Below are 19,147 nucleotides of genomic sequence, written 5' to 3'. Positions count from 1 at the left end.
AACCGGTGAGCTATTTAAAGATCACAAAGACCTACAGAAGCAGAATAATCGTTGATGGGCCTGCAAGGGCAGGCCAGAGGGCCCATCTCCGTTCTCTCGGGCTTCTGGATCGGGATTTGGATAAACCCTTTATCGGGATTGTTAACTCCTGGAATGAGATGCATCCGGGTCATCGACATTTGAGGGAGTTGAGTGAAGAGGTTAAGAAAGGTGTGTACGAGGCTGGAGGTATTCCTTTTGAGTTCAATACCATAGCAATATGTGACGGTATTACGCAGGGGCATCGTGGGATGTGTTACGTTTTGCCCAGCAGGGACTGGATAGCCGACTCCATTGAACTGGTGGTGGAGGCTCAGCAACTGGACGGTCTGGTTTTTATCGGTGGATGCGACAAGATTGAGCCGGCAATGCTCATGGCAATGGCACGGCTGAATCTCCCGTCAATTATGGTAACCGGTGGTCCGATGTTGCCCGGTTATTTTCAGGGCCGCAAGGTTGCCATTCCGGACATGAGGGAGGGCGTGGGGAGGTGGCGTCGCGGCGAGTTGACCGACGAGGAGGTCCTAAAGCTTGAGTGCAGCGTCTGTCCCGGGCCCGGTTCCTGCGCCATGATGGGTACGGCCAACACAATGGCGTGTTTTGCCGAAGTTCTGGGAGTAACCTTGCCGGGATCGTCCACGGCTCACGCAGTATCATCCGAAAAAAAGCGTATTGCCCGTCAAAGCGGCCTGGAAGTCCTTCGGCTTGTCCGTGAAGACATCAAACCCCGGGACATCATGACCAGAGGAGCCTTTGAAAATGCCGTAAGAGTTTGTGCCGCCGTCGGCGGATCGACCAACCTTCTGCTTCACGCTCCCGCCATAGCAGCCGAAGCGGAAATAGATATTTCTCTGAAGGATTTTGATACCCTGAGCAGAACAACTCCCTATATATGCCATCTCAAGCCCGCAGGTCCCTTTACCCTTCTGGATCTGGACATGGCCGGAGGTATTCCGGCTGTTTGCAAACGCTTGATGCCTCTTCTGAATCCCGACGAAGTTAATGTTCTGGGTATGAAGATTAGGGACGTGGCGGCCAGGGCCGTGATCAATGACGATGAAGTTATCCGGCCTCTGGATAACCCTGTAAAAGAAGAGGGAAGCTATGCCATCCTTTTCGGAACTCTGGCTCCTGACGGAGCCTGCGTTAAGCAGACCGGCGTGGATCTGTCGGTGAAATATTTCCGGGGCAGGGCCAGGGTTTTTGATAATGAGCAGGATGCGGAGCACGCTATATACGACGGAAAGATAAAGCCCGGTGATGTTGTGGTTATTCGGTATGAAGGCCCTAAGGGAGGGCCGGGTATGAGAGAAATGCTATCGGCAACGGCGGCTCTCGTGGGAATGGGTCTGGGCAAGGAATGTGCCCTTGTGACGGACGGACGATTTTCGGGATCGACCCGGGGGCTGTGCGTGGGCCATGTTTCACCGGAAGCAGCTCTTGGTGGTCCCATAGCTTATGTCATGGACGGGGATGTTATTGAGATCGATTTGCCGGGTAGAAGGATAGATTTGAAGGTTGACGAGGCCGAACTCGAGAGGCGGCGCAAGACCGTTAAGATAAGGGAAAAAGCCGTGAAGGGGGTCCTGGCACGCTACTCCATGCTGGTGGGTAAAGTTTCAGAAGGGGCAAGGCTCAGGGAGTGATCGCATGGATGCCGTAAGGACAGGTGCAATCCTCATTCATAGAAGCGACAATGTGGCTGTGGCCCTGAAGGATATTGCCGAAGGTAGTTGCCTGCAGGTTGGTGGGCTCCGGGTAGTTTTAAGGGATCATGTTCCCCGTGGTCATAAGTTTGCCGTCAGTCCGATCCCGGCAGGAAGCCCTGTTTTCAAGTATGGGCACTACATAGGAACTGCAACGAAAGATATTCTTCCCGGTGAACATGTTCACGATCATAACATGGTGGCGGGTGAGGTTCCGGGAGATAGGAAGGTTGCTGCTGGCAGGAGTTTTTTCCCCGATACATCGGAGCCCGATGAACCGCCCGTTTTTAAAGGTTTCCTCAGACCCGACGGCAGTGTGGGTATTCGAAATTACGTTGCAATAATGACGACGGTCTCATGTGCCAACCCGGTGGCATCAAGGATTGCCGATATTTTCCGGCCACGACTTGAAAAGGACTTTCCGGGGGTGGACGGAGTCGTGGCCTTTGGTCACACGCTGGGATGCGGAATGGCCGCCCGATCTCCGGGGCTTGCAAACCTGCGGCGCTCCATTGCCGGATATTGTAATCACCCCTCCTTTTTTGCCGTGGTCCTTTTGGGGTTGGGATGTGAAACGAATCAGCTGAAGGCTCTGCTGGATGAGTACTATCTGAAGGACAGAAGCAGATTGCTTACGGTAAACATTCAGGATGTGGGCGGCACCGAAAGGGCCGTTGAAATCGTAAGGGATTGGCTTGAGAGGGAATTAAAAGAAGCTTCAGCCGTGAAGCGGGTGGATGTCCCGGTATCCAGACTTGTGGTGGGACTAGAGTGCGGCGGTTCCGATGCATTCTCGGGTATTACTGCAAATCCTTCACTGGGTGTAGCGGTGGACATGCTGGTCGGGTACGGAGGAACGGCCGTACTGAGTGAAACGCCCGAAATTTACGGAGCGGAACATATTCTAATGACCAGAGCCGTTAATGATCGGGTTTCCCTGAAACTGGCGGAAAAGATAGAGTGGTGGAAAAATTACACCGGGCTTCACGGGTGTGTGCTCGACAACAACCCGCAGCCCGGGAACAAAGCCGGTGGAATTACGACGATTTACGAAAAATCGTTGGGAGCGGTTTCCAAAGGCGGGACCACTTCACTCAGGGCGGTGTATGATTACGCCGAAAGGATAACGGAAACGGGGCTGGTTTTTATGGATACTCCCGGTTACGATGTAACCTCGATTACAGGGATGGTTGCCGGAGGAGCTCATCTTATATGCTTCACCACGGGTCGAGGATCTGTGCTGGGTTGTAAGCCTGCTCCGGTGATAAAAATTGCTTCCAACAGCGATACCTTTTTGCGTATGCAGAAAGATATGGACCTTAACGCAGGTGCCATTATCGACGAGGGGTTAACTTTGAGGGAAATGGGTGAATGTATATTTCGAGAAATTCTGGAGGTTGCTTCGGGTAAAAAAACGAAGAGTGAGTCCTTCGGTTTCGGTGATGACTCCTTTGTGCCTTGGCACATAGGGGCGGTCATTTAAGGGGGGAGAATTGTTCAATGCCGCAGAAAAGCTCTAACCTGGATGCACTGGTGAAAAAAATAGAAAACATGATCCTTACGGGTGTTTTTAGACCCAGGGAACATCTCGTCGAAACCGACCTTGCTTCCAGACTCAATGTCAGCCGCTATGCGGTCCGGGATGCACTCAAGATACTTGAGACGAAAGGCCTTGTTCAGATTACTCCCTATAAGGGAGCCACGGTTAAAGACCTGAGCAAAAAAGAGATTGAAGACATTTTTGTTATTCGGGTTCAACTGGAGCGTCTTGCCCTGAGGCTGGCCTTGAAGAACATCCGTCCCGAGGACATCGATCGGCTGGAAGAGCTGGCGGATCGGTTTGAAGAAGCCTATGAAAAGAGAGACATTGAGGCAATGATTCAGACAAATTCGAGATTTCACGATGCCATGTTTGAGCTGGCCGATAACCCCGTGCTGTTCCAGCTCATAGTGGACCTCAGAACGCGGCTCTATATCGTGCGCTATGCATCGTGGTCGTCTCCGGGCGTTTTGCAAACGATCCTTCAGGAACACAGGGAATTTTTAAAAGCTTTCAGAGAGAAAGATGTTGCCAAGCTGGATGAACTGGCAGAAAGACATCTGGCTCACGCCAAAGAACGCTATCTTGCTCAGCTGGAGGCGGTTGAGGCCTTTGCCCACTAAAGCATTGTGGAGGATAAAATGGAGAAGAGGTTTTCCGTGTTGCTTTGTGAAGACATGCATGAAGCCGGTGTGAATCTGCTTAAGGAAAAATGCAACGTTAAGTTTCCCGAGTCTCTTGAAGAGGATGACCTGGTTCGGGAGGTGGCCGACGTAGACGCCGTGGTCATAAGAGCCCGAGGGGCTATAACCCGGCGGGTTATTGAAGCAGCTCCCAGGTTGAAGGTAATAGGTCGTCACGGCGTGGGGCTGGATAACATAGATCTTGAAGCGGCCAGGGAAAAAGGTATTCGCGTTGTTTACACCCCGCTGGCAAATGCTCAGAGCGTTGCCGAGCATTTTGTCGGTCTGGCACTGGTTCTGGCGAAAAAGATCAACCACGCCTTTGAAGCACTCAAACAGGGCCATTGGAACGCCCGATACGAAATCCGCACGACCGAGCTACAGGGAAAAACCCTTGGGGTTGTGGGTTTCGGCAACATTGGCCAGTGCACTGCCCGGATATGTCATTTCGGTTTTGAAATGCCCGTTTTATATTTTGACGTTGAGCCCAAAGAGGATGCCGAAAAGCTGATGAATGCCCGTCGGGTAAGTCTGGAAGAGTTGTTTTCTCAGTCCGATATAATCTCCATAAACCTGCCCTTACTTCCCGAGACCAGGCATCTCATAGACAGAAAATTCTTCACAATGATGAAACCCACGGCCTTCGTGATCAACATGGCTCGAGGTCCTGTGTGGAAAGAAGAGGATCTGATAGAGGTTTTGAAGGAAAGAAGAATTGCAGGTGCTGCGGCCGATGTATTCGAGCAGGAGCCCCTGCCTGCAGATCATCCGCTCCTCAAGCTGGATAACTTTGTGGGGACTCCTCACATGGCCGCTCATACCGAGGAGGGGATGTACAGGATGAGCATGGTTGCCGAAGATGTCATAGCCGTCCTGGAAGGGCGGGAGCCCAGGTTCCCCGCCGTGTAGAAGGAGAAATCTCATGAAGATACTGTTAGCCGAGAAGATTCACGAAGCAGGTATGACCATTTTGGAGCAGGCCGGTAAGGTGATGGTGTCGCCGAGTGTGTCGGAGGAGGTCATCGTAGAAGAACTTAAGGACGCCGATGCTTTCGTCGTTCGTTCTTCACCTGTTACCCGGCGAATGATTCAGGCCTCTCCTCGTCTTAAGGTTATCGGAAGGCACGGAATAGGTGTGGATAACATAGATCTTGAGGCCGCAACCGAGAGAGGGGTCATCGTCGTCAACACACCCGACGCCAACAGCATGTCCGTTGCCGAGTATGTCGTGATGGCCATGGGGTATCTTGCAAAGAGGTTCAAGGAGGCCGATAGAGCCCTCCGGGAAGGCCTGTTCAACAGGGATGGTTCTCTTCCGGGGCTGGTCACGCGGCTTGGCTTTACCTGCATAGAACTAAACGGAAAAACCCTCGGGCTCGTCGGTTTCGGACGTATAGGCCGACTGGTTGCCCGGAAGTGCCGTGACGGTTTCGATATGAGGGTGATAGCCTATGACCCCTACATTTCGGAAGAGGCAATTCGGCAGGGTGGAGCCGTACCGCGGAGCGACCTGGAGTCAGTTTTTGTTGAAGCCGACGTCGTGTCCGTACACGTTCCCCTGTCCGAAGAAACCCGAGGGCTTATTGATATGCGTTATCTCAGGCTCATGAAGCCGACGGCCTATCTTATAAATGCGGCAAGAGGTGGTATTGTCGTGGAAAAGGATCTTTACGAGATTCTGAAAGAGAAACGTATTGCCGGGGCGGCAATCGACGTGTTTGAAAAGGAACCTCCACCGCCAGATCACCCCTTCTTTACCCTGGATAATGTGCTCGTTACCCCTCATATGGCCGCAATGACGGATGGAGCGCTTAAGAGGATGGCAGAAGAAGTTGCCCGTGATGTCGTTGCCGTTCTGAAAGGCGAGCGCCCCCGTAATCTTGTGAATCCTCAGGCATGGGATGAAACTCGGTTTAAGGAGAACAGGCTATGAGAAAGGTATTCTGGGAGGGTAACGAAGCCGTAGCCTGGGGAGCACTGCATGCAGGCTGCCGCTTCTTTGCGGGCTATCCCATTACACCGGCTACCACAATCTTACACACCATGTTGAGAATCCTTCCTCCTAACGGTGGAATAGTGATGCAGGGAGAAGATGAAATCGCTTCTATAGGTTTCTGTATCGGTGCATCCATGGCAGGATACAAGGCCATGACGGCCACATCGGGCCCCGGTATAAGCCTTTATAGCGAAAATATTTCTTTCGCCATTGCCTGCGAAATACCTCTTGTTATTGTTGACGTTCAGCGCCTGGGCCCTTCCACCGGGTCTGCAACGAGAGGAGCCGATGGGGACGTCCAGTTCATCAGATGGTCAAACACCGGCGGCTTTCCTACAATTGTGCTGTGTCCCACCACCGTCTCGGATTGTTACTCTCTGACGATCCATGCTTTCAATCTCGCCGAAAGATTCCGCTGTCCCGTCTTTATTGCTTCCAACAAGGAAATCGGAATGACCCGTGAGGTGATTGACCTGGATGAACTGGAAAAACCGCCTCTCCTAGACCGGATGGAAGCACCGAAGGAAGAGGTGTATCTGCCCTATAGAGTCTCCTCCGATGGTCGGGTTCCTTATTTCCTGCCCATTGGCGCCAGAGGTAGACTCAGTCGCTTTACTTCCTCCACTCACGGAGAAGACGGCTACATTACCACTAACCCTGAACACATAGAAAGACAGAACAGACGGCTTGAAGAAAAGCTGATTTCCTCGGTGGATGAGTTTACCTTTTACGACTATTTTCATAAAGATAACGCAGACACACTGGTGATATCCTACGGAATAACCGCTCGGTCTGCTCTGGAAGCGGCCAGAACCCTGGAATCCAAGGCCCAAACTGTGAGCCTTCTGGTGCTGAAAACCCTGTGGCCTGTGCCGGAGAAGCTGATAAGAGAAAAAGCTAAGGATTACGAAAGGATCGCCGTGGTTGAAATGAATACAGGCCAGTATGTGCGGGAAATCAGCAGGGTGCTCTGTAGAGATGACATCATCTCGATAACCAAAATGAACGGGACACTCATAACGCCTGAGGAGATAGAAAGGAGTCTTTCTAAATGAACTCCGGGAGCCTTATAAATCCCTCAAGACCGCCGGTTTTCTGTCCCGGCTGTTCTCACGAAACCGTGGTCAAAGCACTGGATAGAGCCCTCGTTAATTTAGGCCTTCAGGGCGACAGGGTGTGCATCGTAAGCGACATAGGATGCTCAGGCCTTTTCGATACCTTTTTCAATACCCACGCCGTTCATGGCCTGCACGGACGCGCTCTTACTTACGCCACCGGGATTAAGATGTGCAGACCCGAACTAAAGGTAATCGTTACACTGGGTGACGGTGGTGTCGGTATAGGAGGAGCTCACTTCCTGGCGGCCTGCAGACGCAACCTGGACCTGACGCTGATAATAATGAACAACTTCAACTTCGGAATGACCGGAGGACAGCATTCTTCTACAACTCCTCAGGATGCCAGTGTTACCACGAGTTTTCTTAACCGAATTGAAAAACCCCTTCCCGTTGCGGAGGTTGCTGCGGCAGCGGGAGCCCCCTTTGTGTATGTCTGTTCGGCCCAGGACGGTAATCTCACGGGTATTCTCGAAGAGGCCGTTAAATTTGACGGGTTTAGTGTGGTTGAGATCAGAGAGATATGCCCGGGCCGATATTCCCGGCGGAACAGGCTAACGCCAAAGATGCTTGAGGAATCGGTGAAATTAACGCCTTTCCGGGGTCTCGTGGAACATAACCTGCGCACCGAATACGGAAAGGCTTACAGGGAGCACCTTGGGAAGCTCGAGCCCGTATCGCTTCCGGAGGGAATAGAAATTCGCTTTGAGCCGCTGGAAAGAAGAAGATATGAGGTTTTGATTCTCGGCGCGGCTGGACAACATGTGGTTACGGCAGGAGAAGTTCTGGCTCTTGCCGCGATGAGTGCGGGTCTGAGGGTTGCGCAGAAAAACGAATACGACATAACGGTCCTGAGGGGACCGTCGATTGCGGAAGTCATTTTATCGGGAGATGAAATTCACTACACCGGGATCAAAAGTCCCGATGTGGTTCTTGCCGTTGCCCAGGAAGGCGTTGAAAGAAGGCGGGCTATTTTTGAAAAGCTTTCGGAAAAATCACTGATTATTTGCGACTCGGGGTTGAACCTCCCTGCTTGCCCTGCCGAGATTAAGGAAGTCAGTTTTCGTGATCTGGGTATAAAGAAAAATCAAAGGGCTTTTGGCGCTCTGGCTTTAATGGCAATCATGAAAAGAGGCATTACCGTGGATATGCTTCGATTTGCCATAGAAAGGCGTTACGAATCTCAAAAGATAAGGCAGGAAATGCGGGAAATGCTGAAAAAACTTTCTGAAGGGATAACCGGCAATGGGAACCGATAGTTTATACACCGGTCATGTGGAGGTCCGAAAGGTTGCATGCATAGGCTCGGGGTTTATAGGTCAGGGGTGGGCCGTTGTCTTTGCGCTCCGTGGGCTTCCCGTCGCGGCTTATGACATCGGAGAAACGGTTCTTTCAGAGGCTCAACGAAGAATAAGAAAACACCTTAATCTTTTGAGAGACCATGGCCTTGTGACTTCTGACGAAGTTGATGAAGCCTTAGGAAGGATCGAATTTACGACGGTAATGGAAAGAGCCCTGGAAGGGGCGGACTATGTTCAAGAATCCGTTCCGGACAGGCTTCAGATAAAGCGAAAAGTTTTTCAAGATCTGGACGGAATGACCGATCGGGCGGTTATTCTTGCCAGCAGCTCTTCAGGCTTCAGGATGACGGATATTCAGAAAGGACTCCGGCATCCGGAGCGTTGCGTTCTGGTTCACCCCTTTCTGCCCGTACACATCATTCCCGTGGTCGAAGTCGTTGGCGGTGAGCTGACGTCGCCGGAAGTTGTCGAAAGGGTATGTGAGTTTATGAAGCGGGTGGGTAAGGTTCCCATCAGGCTTAAGAAAGAGGTACCGGGATACATTCTTAACCGTTTTCAGGCCGCAGTGCTTAGAGAAGCCGTTGATCTGGTGGGCCGTGGGGTGGCTTCGGTTGAGGACATAGACAGGGCTTTTCGATTGGGGCTGGGGATCCGAGACCCTTTTATGGGGCCTTTTATGAGGGCCAGTATGGCCGGGGGCGACATAGAAGGTTTTTTTGAACACTTTTCTTCTTCCTACAGGAGTAGATGGGAAGATATGGCCACGTGGACCGAGATTCCGGAGGAGGCAAAAGAGAAGGTGGTAGAAGAAGTCAGTTTGCTGGAGACCGCCTTTGGGACGGATTTGGAAGCCCGAGAATTATGGCGTGATCGTATGATTGTGGAGATGATTAAATTTCTGAATTCTTTCGAGGTAAAGGAATAGCCGGTTTAAAATAGAAGAAAGGCGGAATTGTGGTAAAGAAGCTTGACTTTTTGTAGAAGGCGCTATAAAAAGTGAGTTGTGACCTACCGTTCATACGGTCGAACAGAAAACCCCCGGAGGCCTAAAATGCTTCAACCCCTTCAGGGTATCAGGGTCCTTGAGCTTGCCAGAACTCTGGCAGGCCCCTTCTGCGGAATGATTCTGGGTGATATGGGAGCCGACGTCATCAAGGTTGAACAGCCGGGTGTGGGCGACGAAACAAGACACTATAAACCCCCGGAATGGGGAGGTGAAAGCTGCTACTATCTCAGTCTGAACCGAAATAAAAAAAGTATTACCGTTAATTTAAAAAGTGAGCAGGGCCGGGAAATTATCAAAGCCCTTGCGGCCCAATCCGACGTGCTCATCGAAAATTTCCGCACCGGAACAATGGAAAAATTCGGACTGGGTTATGAAGAGCTCAAAAAGATTAACCCGGAGCTTGTCTATTGCGCCGTTAGCGGTTTTGGTCGAAGGGGTCCGCTGAAAGATGAACCCGCCTATGATCTTCTCATGCAGGCCTTTGGCGGTTTGATGAGCGTCACGGGTGAACCGGAGGGCCCGCCGGTCAGGGTGGGGTTTTCAATAGTTGACCTTGCGACGGGCCTTTATGCGGCCTTCGGTGTTATGGCCGCTCTCTTTGCCCGGACAAAAACGGGGAAAGGTCAGTATGTTGAGGTGTCACTACTTCAAGCGGTGGTATCGCTTCAAACCTACCTGGGTCAGTCCTTTCTTGCCACGGGGGAAAGTCCTGGCAGGATGGGTTCGGGCCATCCCAATCTTGCGCCTTATCAGGCCTTTGAGGCAGGTGATGGCTATGTGATCATCGCAGTTCCCAACGATTGGCTGTGGATAAAAATGTGTGATGCTCTTGGCTTGGAGCATCTCAAAAACGACCCGAGGTTTAAGACCAACAAGGATCGGGTAAAGCATCGTGAAGTTCTGGTGGAGTTAATCACCGATTTTACGAGACGGAAAAGCCGTGAGGAGATCATATCCCGGCTTAAAAAGGCCGGTGTTCCCTGTGGTCCCATAAATACCGTTGGCGAGGTGCTCACACACCCTCAGGTTGTTCATCTGAAAATGGTCGAAGAGGTTCCTCATCCCACCATCGGTATAATGAAACTCCTCGGTATTCCTCTTTATCTCTCCGATACCCCCGGCTCCATCCGTTTGGCTCCGCCTCTTTTGGGTGAACATACCGAAGAAGTGCTCCAGGGTCTTGGGTACTCCGAGGCAGACATAGAAAACCTCAGGAAAGAGGGTGTTATTTAATATCCCGGTGTACGGGAATATTGTGACCAATATCAACGGATAGGAGGGAACCATGAAAGTCAAAATGAAATGGGCAGGTGTTTTTTTTCTCACTTTTTGCCTGGCCTTTGGGGCCATCGGTTTTTCGGATCAGGCGGTGAAGTTTCTCCGTATGGCTTCGGGGCCCGAAGGTGGAGCGTGGTATCCGCTGGGTTCGGCTATGATGAGTATCATCGAGAGGGAGTTGAAAATATCTACTTCCAACGGACCGGGTGGTGGTGTTGTGAACTGCAAGGCCGTCAATGCCGGAAGGGCAGATATAGGCTGGACCTATACTCACACGGCCTACAATGCCTACGAGGGTAGAGGTGAGTTTGTTAAGAAACACTCAAATCTGAGGCATCTCATGTCCCTCTATCCCGGTGTTTTTCAAATGGCCGTTCGTCGTGACAGCAACATTTATTCCGTAGCGGATCTCAGGGATAAAAGAATTGTTCCCGGTAAGATCGGTTTTACCGGTACCATCATTGCCGAACTGGTCCTGAAGGCTTACGGATTGACCTTCGATGACATCAAGAAAAACGGCGGAATGGTAACCTTTGTGGGTTATGCCGATTCTGCGGCAATGCTGAAAGACGGCCACAGCGATTGCTACATGGCCGTAACAGCGTGTCCTCAGTCCACTCTCATTGAACTCAATTTCCAGCCCGGGATACGCTTTCTGCCGATCGATGAGGAGCACATGAAAAAGATTCTGGAGATGGAGCCCGGCCTTATGCCAACGGTTATTCCCAAGACGGCCTACAAGGGTATGACGGAGGATGTTCCCACTGTGGGTACCGTGACATGTCTTGTGGTTCGGGCGGATCTTCCCGACGATCTGGTCTATAATATTGTCAAAACGCTCTATGCTCACTGGCCGGAGCTTGCGGAAGTGAAGAAGCAGGCCATTGAGCAGGCGAAGCCCGAAAAAGCCCTTCTTGGAGCGAAGATACCGGTACATCCCGGGGCACTGCGCTATTACAAAGAAATGGGCTACGTTCAGTAGAAGATTTGGGAGGTCGATTTTATGCACCCCGTTGCAGGCAATACCGTTGAATATCACGATCGCAGAGAGAACAGCATTGTTGAGTTACTCCGCGGTGGCAAAGGTTCTCTTACCGGCGTCTCTTTAGGATATGTTATCTCTGCTCTTGCCGTGGCTTTGAGCATCTATCATCTCTACATAGCCTATGCCGGAGCCGTAGAAGCCCACGCTTTTCGTTCAACTCATCTGGCTTTTGTGATGGTACTCTGTTTTTTGACCAGGCCTCTGAGGCGGAAAAGCTGGTCGGAGCCGGTAAACATCTGGTTTTTCGTCGATCTGATTCTAATTATGTTGGTGGTAGCCGTTCAGGTTTACACCTTGTGGGATCTTGATGCCTTCATACTGCGGCGGGGTGATCTGACAGATTGGGATCTCATAATGGGAACGGTGATGATTTTTCTGTTGCTTGAAGCCACCCGCAGAGCGGTTGGGTGGGCTATGGTTATCATTGCACTCTTCTTTCTCGTGCAAACCGTTTTCTCGGATCATTTTTTCGGAGTTTTTTACGGGCCTCCCAATTCCTGGTTTAATGTGGTGGATTACCTTTTTATGAGGGAGAACGGAATTTATGGAATTCCTTTGATGGTAATGGCTACTTACATATTTCTGTTTATTCTTTTTGGGGCTTTGCTGGTACGGTCGGGTGCGGGCAGGTTTTTTATTAACGTTGCGCTTGCGCTGACCGGGCGTACGGTCGGAGGACCCGCCAAGGCCTCCATAGTCAGTTCCTGCCTTATGGCCTCAATATCCGGTTCGGCTGTTGCCAATGTGGTGACCACGGGAAGCTTTACGATACCCTTAATGGAAAGGATCGGATATCGACCCTATTTTGCGGCGGCGGTTGAGGCATGTGCCTCCTCGGGTGGTCAGATCATGCCGCCCGTTATGGGAGCCGCGGCATTCATCATAGCCGAATTTCTAAACATGCCCTACCTCAAGGTCGCCGTGGCCAGCCTTTTTCCCGCTCTGATTTATTTTTTCTCCATCTTCGTAATGGTCCATTTTGAAGCCCGTAAAAGGAATCTTCCCACTCTGAAAGAAGACGAACTTCCGGACCTTAAGTACGAGCTCAAAAGAGGAGGCCATCTCTTTATTTCTATCCTCGTTATAATTTTGCTTCTGGTTTTCGGCTATACCCCGATGTTTTCCGCTTTCTGGGCAATCGTATCCATCTTTGTTTTGAGCTTTTTGAGAAGAGAAACCCGGATGACTCCTCTGGATATCGTCAGTGCCCTTGAAGAGGGGGCGAGGGCGGCAGTGCCCGTCTCTGTGGCTTGTGCCGCAGCGGGTATAATTATCGGCTGTGTTTTTGTTTCCGGCCTCGGCCTGAAGTTCACGAATGCCCTGGTTACGATTGCAGGTGGGAAGCTCTGGGTTACCCTTATCCTCACCATGTTTGCATCACTGATACTTGGAATGGGACTCACCACGACGGCCGTTTACATTACTCTGGCCGCCCTTGTCGTTCCGGCCGTTGTGAAAATGGGGGTTGAACCCATTGCGGCCCATCTTTTCGCTTTCTATTTCGGCCTGGTTTCCGCCATCACTCCACCGGTTGCTCTTGCTTCCTTTGCCGCCGCCGGTGTTGCCAAGGCCAATCCCATGCAAACGGGGTTTCATTCCGTTAGGCTGGGGATTGCCAAGTATATTTTACCCTTTGTGTTTGTTTACAATCCGGGACTTGTCATGGTGGGCAAATGGTACAATATCGTACTGTCCATCATAGGCGGATTTCTTGGTATTTATGCTTTGACCATAACGACGGAAGGGTGGGCTTTTACCAGAGCAGGTCTGTTGTCACGGCTTTTGGCCTGCCTTGCGGCATTTCTCTATTTTGTCCCCTACCTTGACCTTGGAGGTTTAAGGCTTCCGCTCTGGGGAACGCAAATCTTAGGCACAGTCATACTTGCAGCGGTGTTGTTTGCCAATTATGCAAGGCTGAGAAAAGTGGAAAGGCTTACGGAGGAGCCTGCATGAGATTGTCTAAGTCTTTAAAAGAGTGGGCATTACTGGCGATGACGGCATTACTTGTTGTAATCTTAAAGGAGCTTCATTTTGCCGTCACTCATTACAATGTGTTTCTGTCAATCCTCCTGGGCTGGGGAGCCCTGCTCGTAGGATTTTTTGGTTTCGTCTTTCGCTGATGAGCCGATTCCGGAGGGCCTTTCAACATTGAAAGGCCCTTTCTTTCATAAATGAAGAATTTCTCTTGCTTCACCGGGGGTTGCTATCTCCCTATCGAATTCTCTTGCGAGCCTGACAATCCTTTCAACGAGCATCTCGTTGGATGCTACCACGCCTTTTTTGTAGTAGATATTGTCTTCCAGACCCACTCTTACATGACCACCCATGAGGATTGCGTGGACTGCCAGAGGAAGCTGGAATCGGCCTATGCCTGTAACGGTCCAGGTGCTGTTTTCGGGAATCATCCGTTTTAGATGTACGAGCTGTTCTATCGTAGCGGGTTGTGTACCTTTTAGCCCCATAACGAAGTTGAAATGTATGGGCGTGGATACGATTCCCTCTTTTGCAAGGTCAATAGCCGGCTGAACCATGGATGTATCGAATATTTCCATTTCCGGTTTGATACCCCGTTCCCGCATGGCTTCTGCGAGCGCTTTAACATCGGCAGGTGGGTTAACGTAAACGGAATTGGGAAAATTCACCGAACCCGTTGTGAGGGACGCCATTTCACAGGGTACGTTGAGTCGTGCTATTCTGCTTTCGAGGCCGGAGCCGGCCCGTCCTCCTGTTGATATCTGAATAATCAGCTTGCTACCGGCCGCTTTTAATCCGGAAACGACTTCTTGAAACAGCTTCGGATCGTCGGAAGGATTTTGATCTCGATCTCTTACGTGGATGTGTACTATGGATGCCCCCAGTTCTTCGCATCTTAGTGCACAATCCACTATTTCCTGTGGGGTGACGGGGACGTGCGGATTTTGTTCCTTTCTTGGGAGTGATCCCGTTGGAGCAACCGTGATGATCAACTTTTGCATCTTTTGCTCCTGCTTGTTTTAAGGGAGTAGAATGTCGTTAATCCTGGGTTTTACCCCTGTAGGGATTTATCGGCTCTCAGTCCGTTAAAGAAAATCTCCGTCATTACGGAGGCGATTTCGTCGGCTGATTTTTCTCCTTCTGGCTTAACCCACCTAATGAGCCAGTTTACCATACCGAGCATGGCAAATCCCGTTAGCTTTTCGTCCAGATTTTTGAATTCTCCCAGTTCCCTGCCCGTTCTGATAATCCCGCGAATTATGCTCTCATAGCGATCCCGGAGTCCAACGGCTTCGGGCCAGTATTCACCCATGTTTACCGGGTTTACCTCACGGAGGCTCACGGTGAAAATGTCGAGATGGTCAACGACGAGTCTTATGTGAGCCGTCATGAGGGCTTTCAGCTTTTCCGTGGGGCTCATGTTTGAGTAGGCCACCCGTTCGGCTTCGGCAATGAGCATGTTCATGCAGGCTCTGGCTATTTCCACCAGGAGTTCCTGTTTCGATTTTATGTAGTAGTATATGGAAGCTTTCTGGATTCCCGCCGCCGAGGCGATGTCGCTCATTGAGGTGGCACAGTAACCCTTTTCCCGGAAAAGCCGGGTTGCTTCGGCGAATAGCCTGTCTCTAGTAGAGCCAGCCGTATTTTTCATCTCCCAATCCTACCGGTCGTTTGGTTAAACATCTCTAACACATCCAGACTTAAAATGTCAAACACAAATATCCTAAAACCGCAACAATTGTTCCTCAAGACGGAACATCAATGGATTAAGATGGCGAATCTACTGGACAATACTGGGCATTTTGAAGCATACTGAATCAGCCGTCGGCAGTAATGTCATTGCTAACCTTTACCGTCAAATCGGCACAGCAAGGGGTGATGTCCATGACGTTTCAGGAACTTATTCTTGCACTGGATGCTTTTTGGGCAAAGCACGGCTGTGTTATTCAGCAGCCTTACGACCTCGAAGTAGGAGCCGGAACCTTCAATCCGGCCACCTTTTTGAGGGTTCTTGGCCCTGAACCCTGGAAGGTCGCCTATGTGGAGCCCTCAAGGCGACCTACAGATGGGCGTTATGGGGAAAACCCAAACCGCTTACAGCATTACTATCAGTATCAGGTCATTTTGAAACCTTCTCCGCCAGACTCACAGGAGCTTTATCTGGAAAGCCTGAAAAGCCTGGGAATTGACCCCCTGGACCACGACATCCGATTCGTTGAAGACGACTGGGAGTCTCCTACCCTGGGTGCTTCAGGCCTGGGATGGGAAGTATGGCTCGACGGTATGGAAATTACTCAATTTACCTATTTTCAACAGGTCGGAGGAATACAGCTTCATCCTGTCAGCGTTGAATTAACCTACGGAATCGAACGAATTGCCATGTATCTCCAGGGAGTTGACAGCGTCTTCGATCTTAAATGGAACGATGTTATCACCTATGGAGATGTACATCACAAAGGTGAGGTGGAGTGGTCCTACTACAACTTCGAAGAGGCCGATGTTGATATGCTGTTCAAACTCTTCGATATGTATGAAGCAGAATCGTTGCGGATGAACGAGCGTGGCCTTGTGTTGCCCTCCTACGATTACTGCCTGAAGTGTTCTCATGTATTCAATCTACTTGATGCAAGAGGTGCTATAAGCGTTACGGAAAGGACCCAGTACATAGCCCGGGTCAGACACCTGGCAAGGCTGGTTGCCCATGCCTATGTTAAACAAAGAGAAGAAATGGGCTTTCCGCTCATGAACCGCTGGAAGTAGAGGGGAAAGAGATGGCAGAAAAAAGTGTTTTTTTGCTTGAAATAGGAACGGAAGAGATACCCGCCGGTTACATCGGGCCGGCCCTTGATATGATGGCCCGTCAGATAGAGGATTTTTTCCGTAACAACCGAATAGGGTTTGAAAAGGTCGAAACGGCAGGTACCCCGAGAAGACTGGTTCTTGTTGCCCATGGTGTTGACATGGTTCAAGAGCCCGCCGTGCAGGAGATTACCGGGCCACCTTATTCGATTGCTTTCACTCCTGATGGTAAACCCACGAAGGCCGCGGAAGGCTTTGCACGGGGCTTAGGGGTTTCTGTCGATGAGCTTCAGGTGAAGGACACCCCTAAGGGTAAGTATCTTTTCTTCGTTAAGGAAGAAAAGGGCCGTTCCACAAAGGAGCTTCTGGCCGAATATCTTCCCGATTTTGTAGCACATATACCCTTTCCCAAGTCCATGAGATGGGGAGATCAGACGGTTACCTTTGCCCGGCCCATACACTGGATTGTTGCTCTGCTCGGTGATGAAGTCGTCCCCTTCAGTTATGGCGATGTCGTAAGTGGTCGTCATTCCAAAGGACACAGGTTTATGAAACCCGATGTCATTAGCGTTCCTTCCGATTTCGACGAATACAAAAAGATTCTTCGCGACCATTTCGTTATCGTTGATAGAAACGAGCGTAAAGAGATGATACGAAGTTCCGTGAAGGCTCTTGCTGAATCCCTTGGCGGGATCGTTGTGGAGGATGAGGACCTTCTCGACGAGGTAACTCATCTGGTTGAGTATCCTTATCCGCTCGTTGGAAAGTTCGAAGAAAAGTATCTTGAGCTCCCCCCGGAAGTTCCCATCACCGTTATGAAGGAGCATCAGAGATACTTCGCTTTAACGGATGCCCGGGGGAAGCTCATGCCCTATTTTATCACCGTAGCCAATACCGTACCCAGAAGACCGGAGGTAGTAGCTCAGGGTAACGAAAGAGTTGTTAGGGCCAGGCTGGAGGATGCTCGGTTCTATTATGAGGAAGACAAAAAGATACCACTGGAAAAGCGGGCCGAAGAGCTGAAAAATGTGGTTTTTCATTCAAAGCTGGGGACTAGTTGGGAGAAGGTTGAACGCTTCAGGGCCGTTGCAAAATGGCTTTCCGATCAGCTACAGTTTGATGAATCCCAGAATGCGAAGCTGATGCGGGCGGCTCTTCTATGCAAAGCCGATCTCGTAACGGGCATGGTGAGCGAGTTCCCCGAGTTACAGGGTGTGATGGGCAGGGCTTATGCTCTTCATCAGGGAGAAGATCCCGACGTGGCAGAGGCCATCTATGAGCATTATCTCCCTGCCAAAGCTGGTGACGTGGTTCCTTCAGGAATTATCGGGGCCGTACTAAGTATTGCCGATAAGATCGATACTATTGTCGGGTGCTTCGGCGTTGGATTAATACCCACAGGAACGGCGGATCCTTTTGCCTTAAGGCGGCAAACCCTTGCCATCATAAGAATTCTTCTGGAAAAGGAACTGCCCATATCTCTTGTAAGCCTGGTGCGCAATACGATTCCTGGCCTGAGGAAATGGATAACCGAGCCGGAAAATACCGTCATTGAAGGAGTAATCCAGTTCTTTAAAGGACGTCTGGAGCATTATCTGCAAACCCATTACGGTTACCCTATCGATGTTATCCAGGCCGCTTTGTCGGTGGAAATTGATGTTCTGGTAAACGACGTGAAAAGAATTGCAGCCCTTTCGGAATTTCGTAAGCGTTCTGATTTTAATGCCCTGGCGACGACCTTTAAGAGGGTTGTTAACATTATCAAAGAACCTGTGGAAATAGCGGTAAAACCGGAACTTTTTGAGGACGACGCAGAAAGGGAACTTTGGAAGCTCATTCAGGACCTGAGAGAGCGCTTCCGGACCTGGGAGCAGGAACGCAATTATGGCAGAGCCCTGGAGGAGTTCGCGTCCCTCAGGCCCGCAGTTGATAGATTTTTCGATGCCGTGCTTGTTATGGCCAAAGAGACTGAGGTCAGAAATAACAGGCTTGCTCTGCTTAGCACCCTGAAGAGCCTCTTCGAGAATATTGCCGACTTTAAAATGATTCAGACCGAAGTCTAGTTCGGCAGATTTCTACAGGGCTCGGGGTGGGGCTACAGGAAATAAACGGTTCGATTTCTTTAAGCCTTTTCTCCCCGATGCCCTCTATTCTCGTGAGTTCCTTTTTTACCCGAAAGGATTGCTTTTTTCTCATTTCGATAATTTGTTTTGCCGCCTCGTCCGTTATGTAAGGCAGTGCTCTGAGGACCTGGAAGGGCGCACTGTTTATGTTGACCGGTAGGCCCAGGGCCAGGCGGTATCGGTCCTGCATGGTGCCGAGGGATATTTTGATTTCTTCCGAGGTGTTATGGAGATACACGGCATCTCCTGTTTTCATGGGAAGGTCTAGATAAGGACCACATTGGGTTAGGTCATACGAAGGGATCTCGGCCTGCAGTATTTCCTTTAGGGTAGGCGTAGGTGACTGGAGACACATTAACCGTGATTTTCCTTCGGTTTCTATTACCAGCTCAACGAAGGTGCACGGGGGTTCCCTCGATCCGGTACATCGGATTTTATCCATGTAAGAATAACAGGTAATAAGTACGGCCAGGAAGGCCAGAAGCATGTAAATTTTTGCTTCCTTTCCCGGCCGATAAAATTTCATGAACCTTCAGCGAAAA

General features: G+C 50.6%; 17 protein-coding genes. 14 read left to right on the top strand and 3 right to left on the bottom strand.

Annotated elements, in window-relative coordinates; all coding sequences use genetic code 11:
- Positions 1-5 precede the first annotated feature (5 nt).
- The 12 genes from ilvD (at position 6) to BM091_RS13820 (ending at position 13,829) form a co-directional block, all read left to right on the top strand.
- Complete coding sequence (ilvD, locus tag BM091_RS01820; protein ID WP_245735215.1) at positions 6-1,685, top strand: dihydroxy-acid dehydratase; 1,680 nt, start codon at positions 6-8, stop codon at positions 1,683-1,685.
- Between the two features lie 4 nt (positions 1,686-1,689).
- Positions 1,690-3,228 carry a UxaA family hydrolase gene (locus tag BM091_RS01815; RefSeq protein ID WP_093393036.1) on the top strand — a complete coding sequence of 513 codons (1,539 nt, stop codon included), beginning with the start codon at positions 1,690-1,692 and terminating at the stop codon, positions 3,226-3,228.
- A 17-nt stretch (positions 3,229-3,245) separates the two neighbouring features.
- Entirely contained in the window at positions 3,246-3,908 is a 663-nt protein-coding gene (locus BM091_RS01810) for a GntR family transcriptional regulator (RefSeq protein ID WP_093393035.1), read from the top strand.
- Positions 3,909-3,926: 18 nt separating this feature from the next.
- Entirely contained in the window at positions 3,927-4,877 is a 951-nt protein-coding gene (locus tag BM091_RS01805) for a hydroxyacid dehydrogenase (protein ID WP_093393033.1), read from the top strand.
- Between the two features lie 13 nt (positions 4,878-4,890).
- Positions 4,891-5,901: a hydroxyacid dehydrogenase gene (locus tag BM091_RS01800; protein ID WP_093393032.1), complete on the top strand. Its 1,011-nt coding sequence runs from the start codon at positions 4,891-4,893 to the stop codon at positions 5,899-5,901.
- The gene (locus BM091_RS01795; protein ID WP_093393030.1) at positions 5,898-7,019 is read left to right on the top strand and encodes a transketolase C-terminal domain-containing protein; all 1,122 of its coding nucleotides are present in this window, start codon (positions 5,898-5,900) and stop codon (positions 7,017-7,019) included. Before BM091_RS01800 ends, BM091_RS01795 begins: the two co-directional genes overlap by 4 nt.
- The gene (locus BM091_RS01790) at positions 7,016-8,338 is read left to right on the top strand and encodes a thiamine pyrophosphate-dependent enzyme (protein ID WP_093393029.1); all 1,323 of its coding nucleotides are present in this window, start codon (positions 7,016-7,018) and stop codon (positions 8,336-8,338) included. The genes BM091_RS01795 and BM091_RS01790 overlap by 4 nt, the downstream gene beginning before the upstream one ends.
- The gene (locus tag BM091_RS01785; RefSeq protein ID WP_093393027.1) at positions 8,325-9,305 is read left to right on the top strand and encodes a 3-hydroxyacyl-CoA dehydrogenase family protein; all 981 of its coding nucleotides are present in this window, start codon (positions 8,325-8,327) and stop codon (positions 9,303-9,305) included. Before BM091_RS01790 ends, BM091_RS01785 begins: the two co-directional genes overlap by 14 nt.
- A gap of 126 nt (positions 9,306-9,431) precedes the next feature.
- Positions 9,432-10,619: a CaiB/BaiF CoA transferase family protein gene (locus BM091_RS01780; protein ID WP_093393026.1), complete on the top strand. Its 1,188-nt coding sequence runs from the start codon at positions 9,432-9,434 to the stop codon at positions 10,617-10,619.
- A 52-nt stretch (positions 10,620-10,671) separates the two neighbouring features.
- Positions 10,672-11,646 (top strand): TAXI family TRAP transporter solute-binding subunit, encoded by a 975-nt coding sequence (locus BM091_RS01775; RefSeq protein WP_093393024.1) that lies wholly within the window; start codon positions 10,672-10,674, stop codon positions 11,644-11,646.
- A 21-nt stretch (positions 11,647-11,667) separates the two neighbouring features.
- A complete protein-coding gene (locus BM091_RS01770) occupies positions 11,668-13,662 on the top strand; it encodes a TRAP transporter permease (RefSeq protein ID WP_093393023.1) in 1,995 nt (664 codons plus the stop codon).
- Positions 13,659-13,829: a hypothetical protein gene (locus tag BM091_RS13820; protein WP_177193482.1), complete on the top strand. Its 171-nt coding sequence runs from the start codon at positions 13,659-13,661 to the stop codon at positions 13,827-13,829. The genes BM091_RS01770 and BM091_RS13820 overlap by 4 nt, the downstream gene beginning before the upstream one ends.
- Before the next feature lie 45 nt (positions 13,830-13,874).
- Here BM091_RS13820 and BM091_RS01765 read toward each other — a convergent pair whose 3' ends face one another.
- The gene (locus BM091_RS01765; RefSeq protein WP_093393021.1) at positions 13,875-14,684 is read right to left on the bottom strand and encodes a beta-keto acid cleavage family enzyme; all 810 of its coding nucleotides are present in this window, start codon (positions 14,682-14,684) and stop codon (positions 13,875-13,877) included.
- 50 nt (positions 14,685-14,734) lie between these two features.
- On the bottom strand, positions 14,735-15,334 hold the full coding sequence (locus BM091_RS01760) for a TetR/AcrR family transcriptional regulator (RefSeq protein ID WP_093393020.1): 600 nt from the start codon (positions 15,332-15,334) through the stop codon (positions 14,735-14,737).
- 233 nt (positions 15,335-15,567) lie between these two features.
- Here BM091_RS01760 and glyQ point away from each other — a divergent pair, with 233 nt between their 5' ends.
- Positions 15,568-16,443 (top strand): glycine--tRNA ligase subunit alpha, encoded by an 876-nt coding sequence (glyQ, locus tag BM091_RS01755; protein WP_093393018.1) that lies wholly within the window; start codon positions 15,568-15,570, stop codon positions 16,441-16,443.
- 11 nt (positions 16,444-16,454) lie between these two features.
- Positions 16,455-18,545 (top strand): glycine--tRNA ligase subunit beta, encoded by a 2,091-nt coding sequence (gene glyS, locus BM091_RS01750; RefSeq protein WP_093393017.1) that lies wholly within the window; start codon positions 16,455-16,457, stop codon positions 18,543-18,545.
- Here the strand turns inward: glyS and BM091_RS01745 are convergent.
- Positions 18,520-19,131: a ComEA family DNA-binding protein gene (locus BM091_RS01745; RefSeq protein WP_093393016.1), complete on the bottom strand. Its 612-nt coding sequence runs from the start codon at positions 19,129-19,131 to the stop codon at positions 18,520-18,522. The genes glyS and BM091_RS01745 overlap by 26 nt on opposite strands.
- Between the last annotated feature and the right edge of the window lie 16 nt (positions 19,132-19,147).

Origin of the sequence: Thermodesulforhabdus norvegica (assembly GCF_900114975.1) — a bacterium.
GTDB classification, from domain to species: domain Bacteria; phylum Desulfobacterota; class Syntrophobacteria; order Syntrophobacterales; family Thermodesulforhabdaceae; genus Thermodesulforhabdus; species Thermodesulforhabdus norvegica.
The sequence above is the reverse complement of the archived record's forward strand: the minus strand, read 5'-3'. Positions and strand labels throughout refer to the sequence as shown.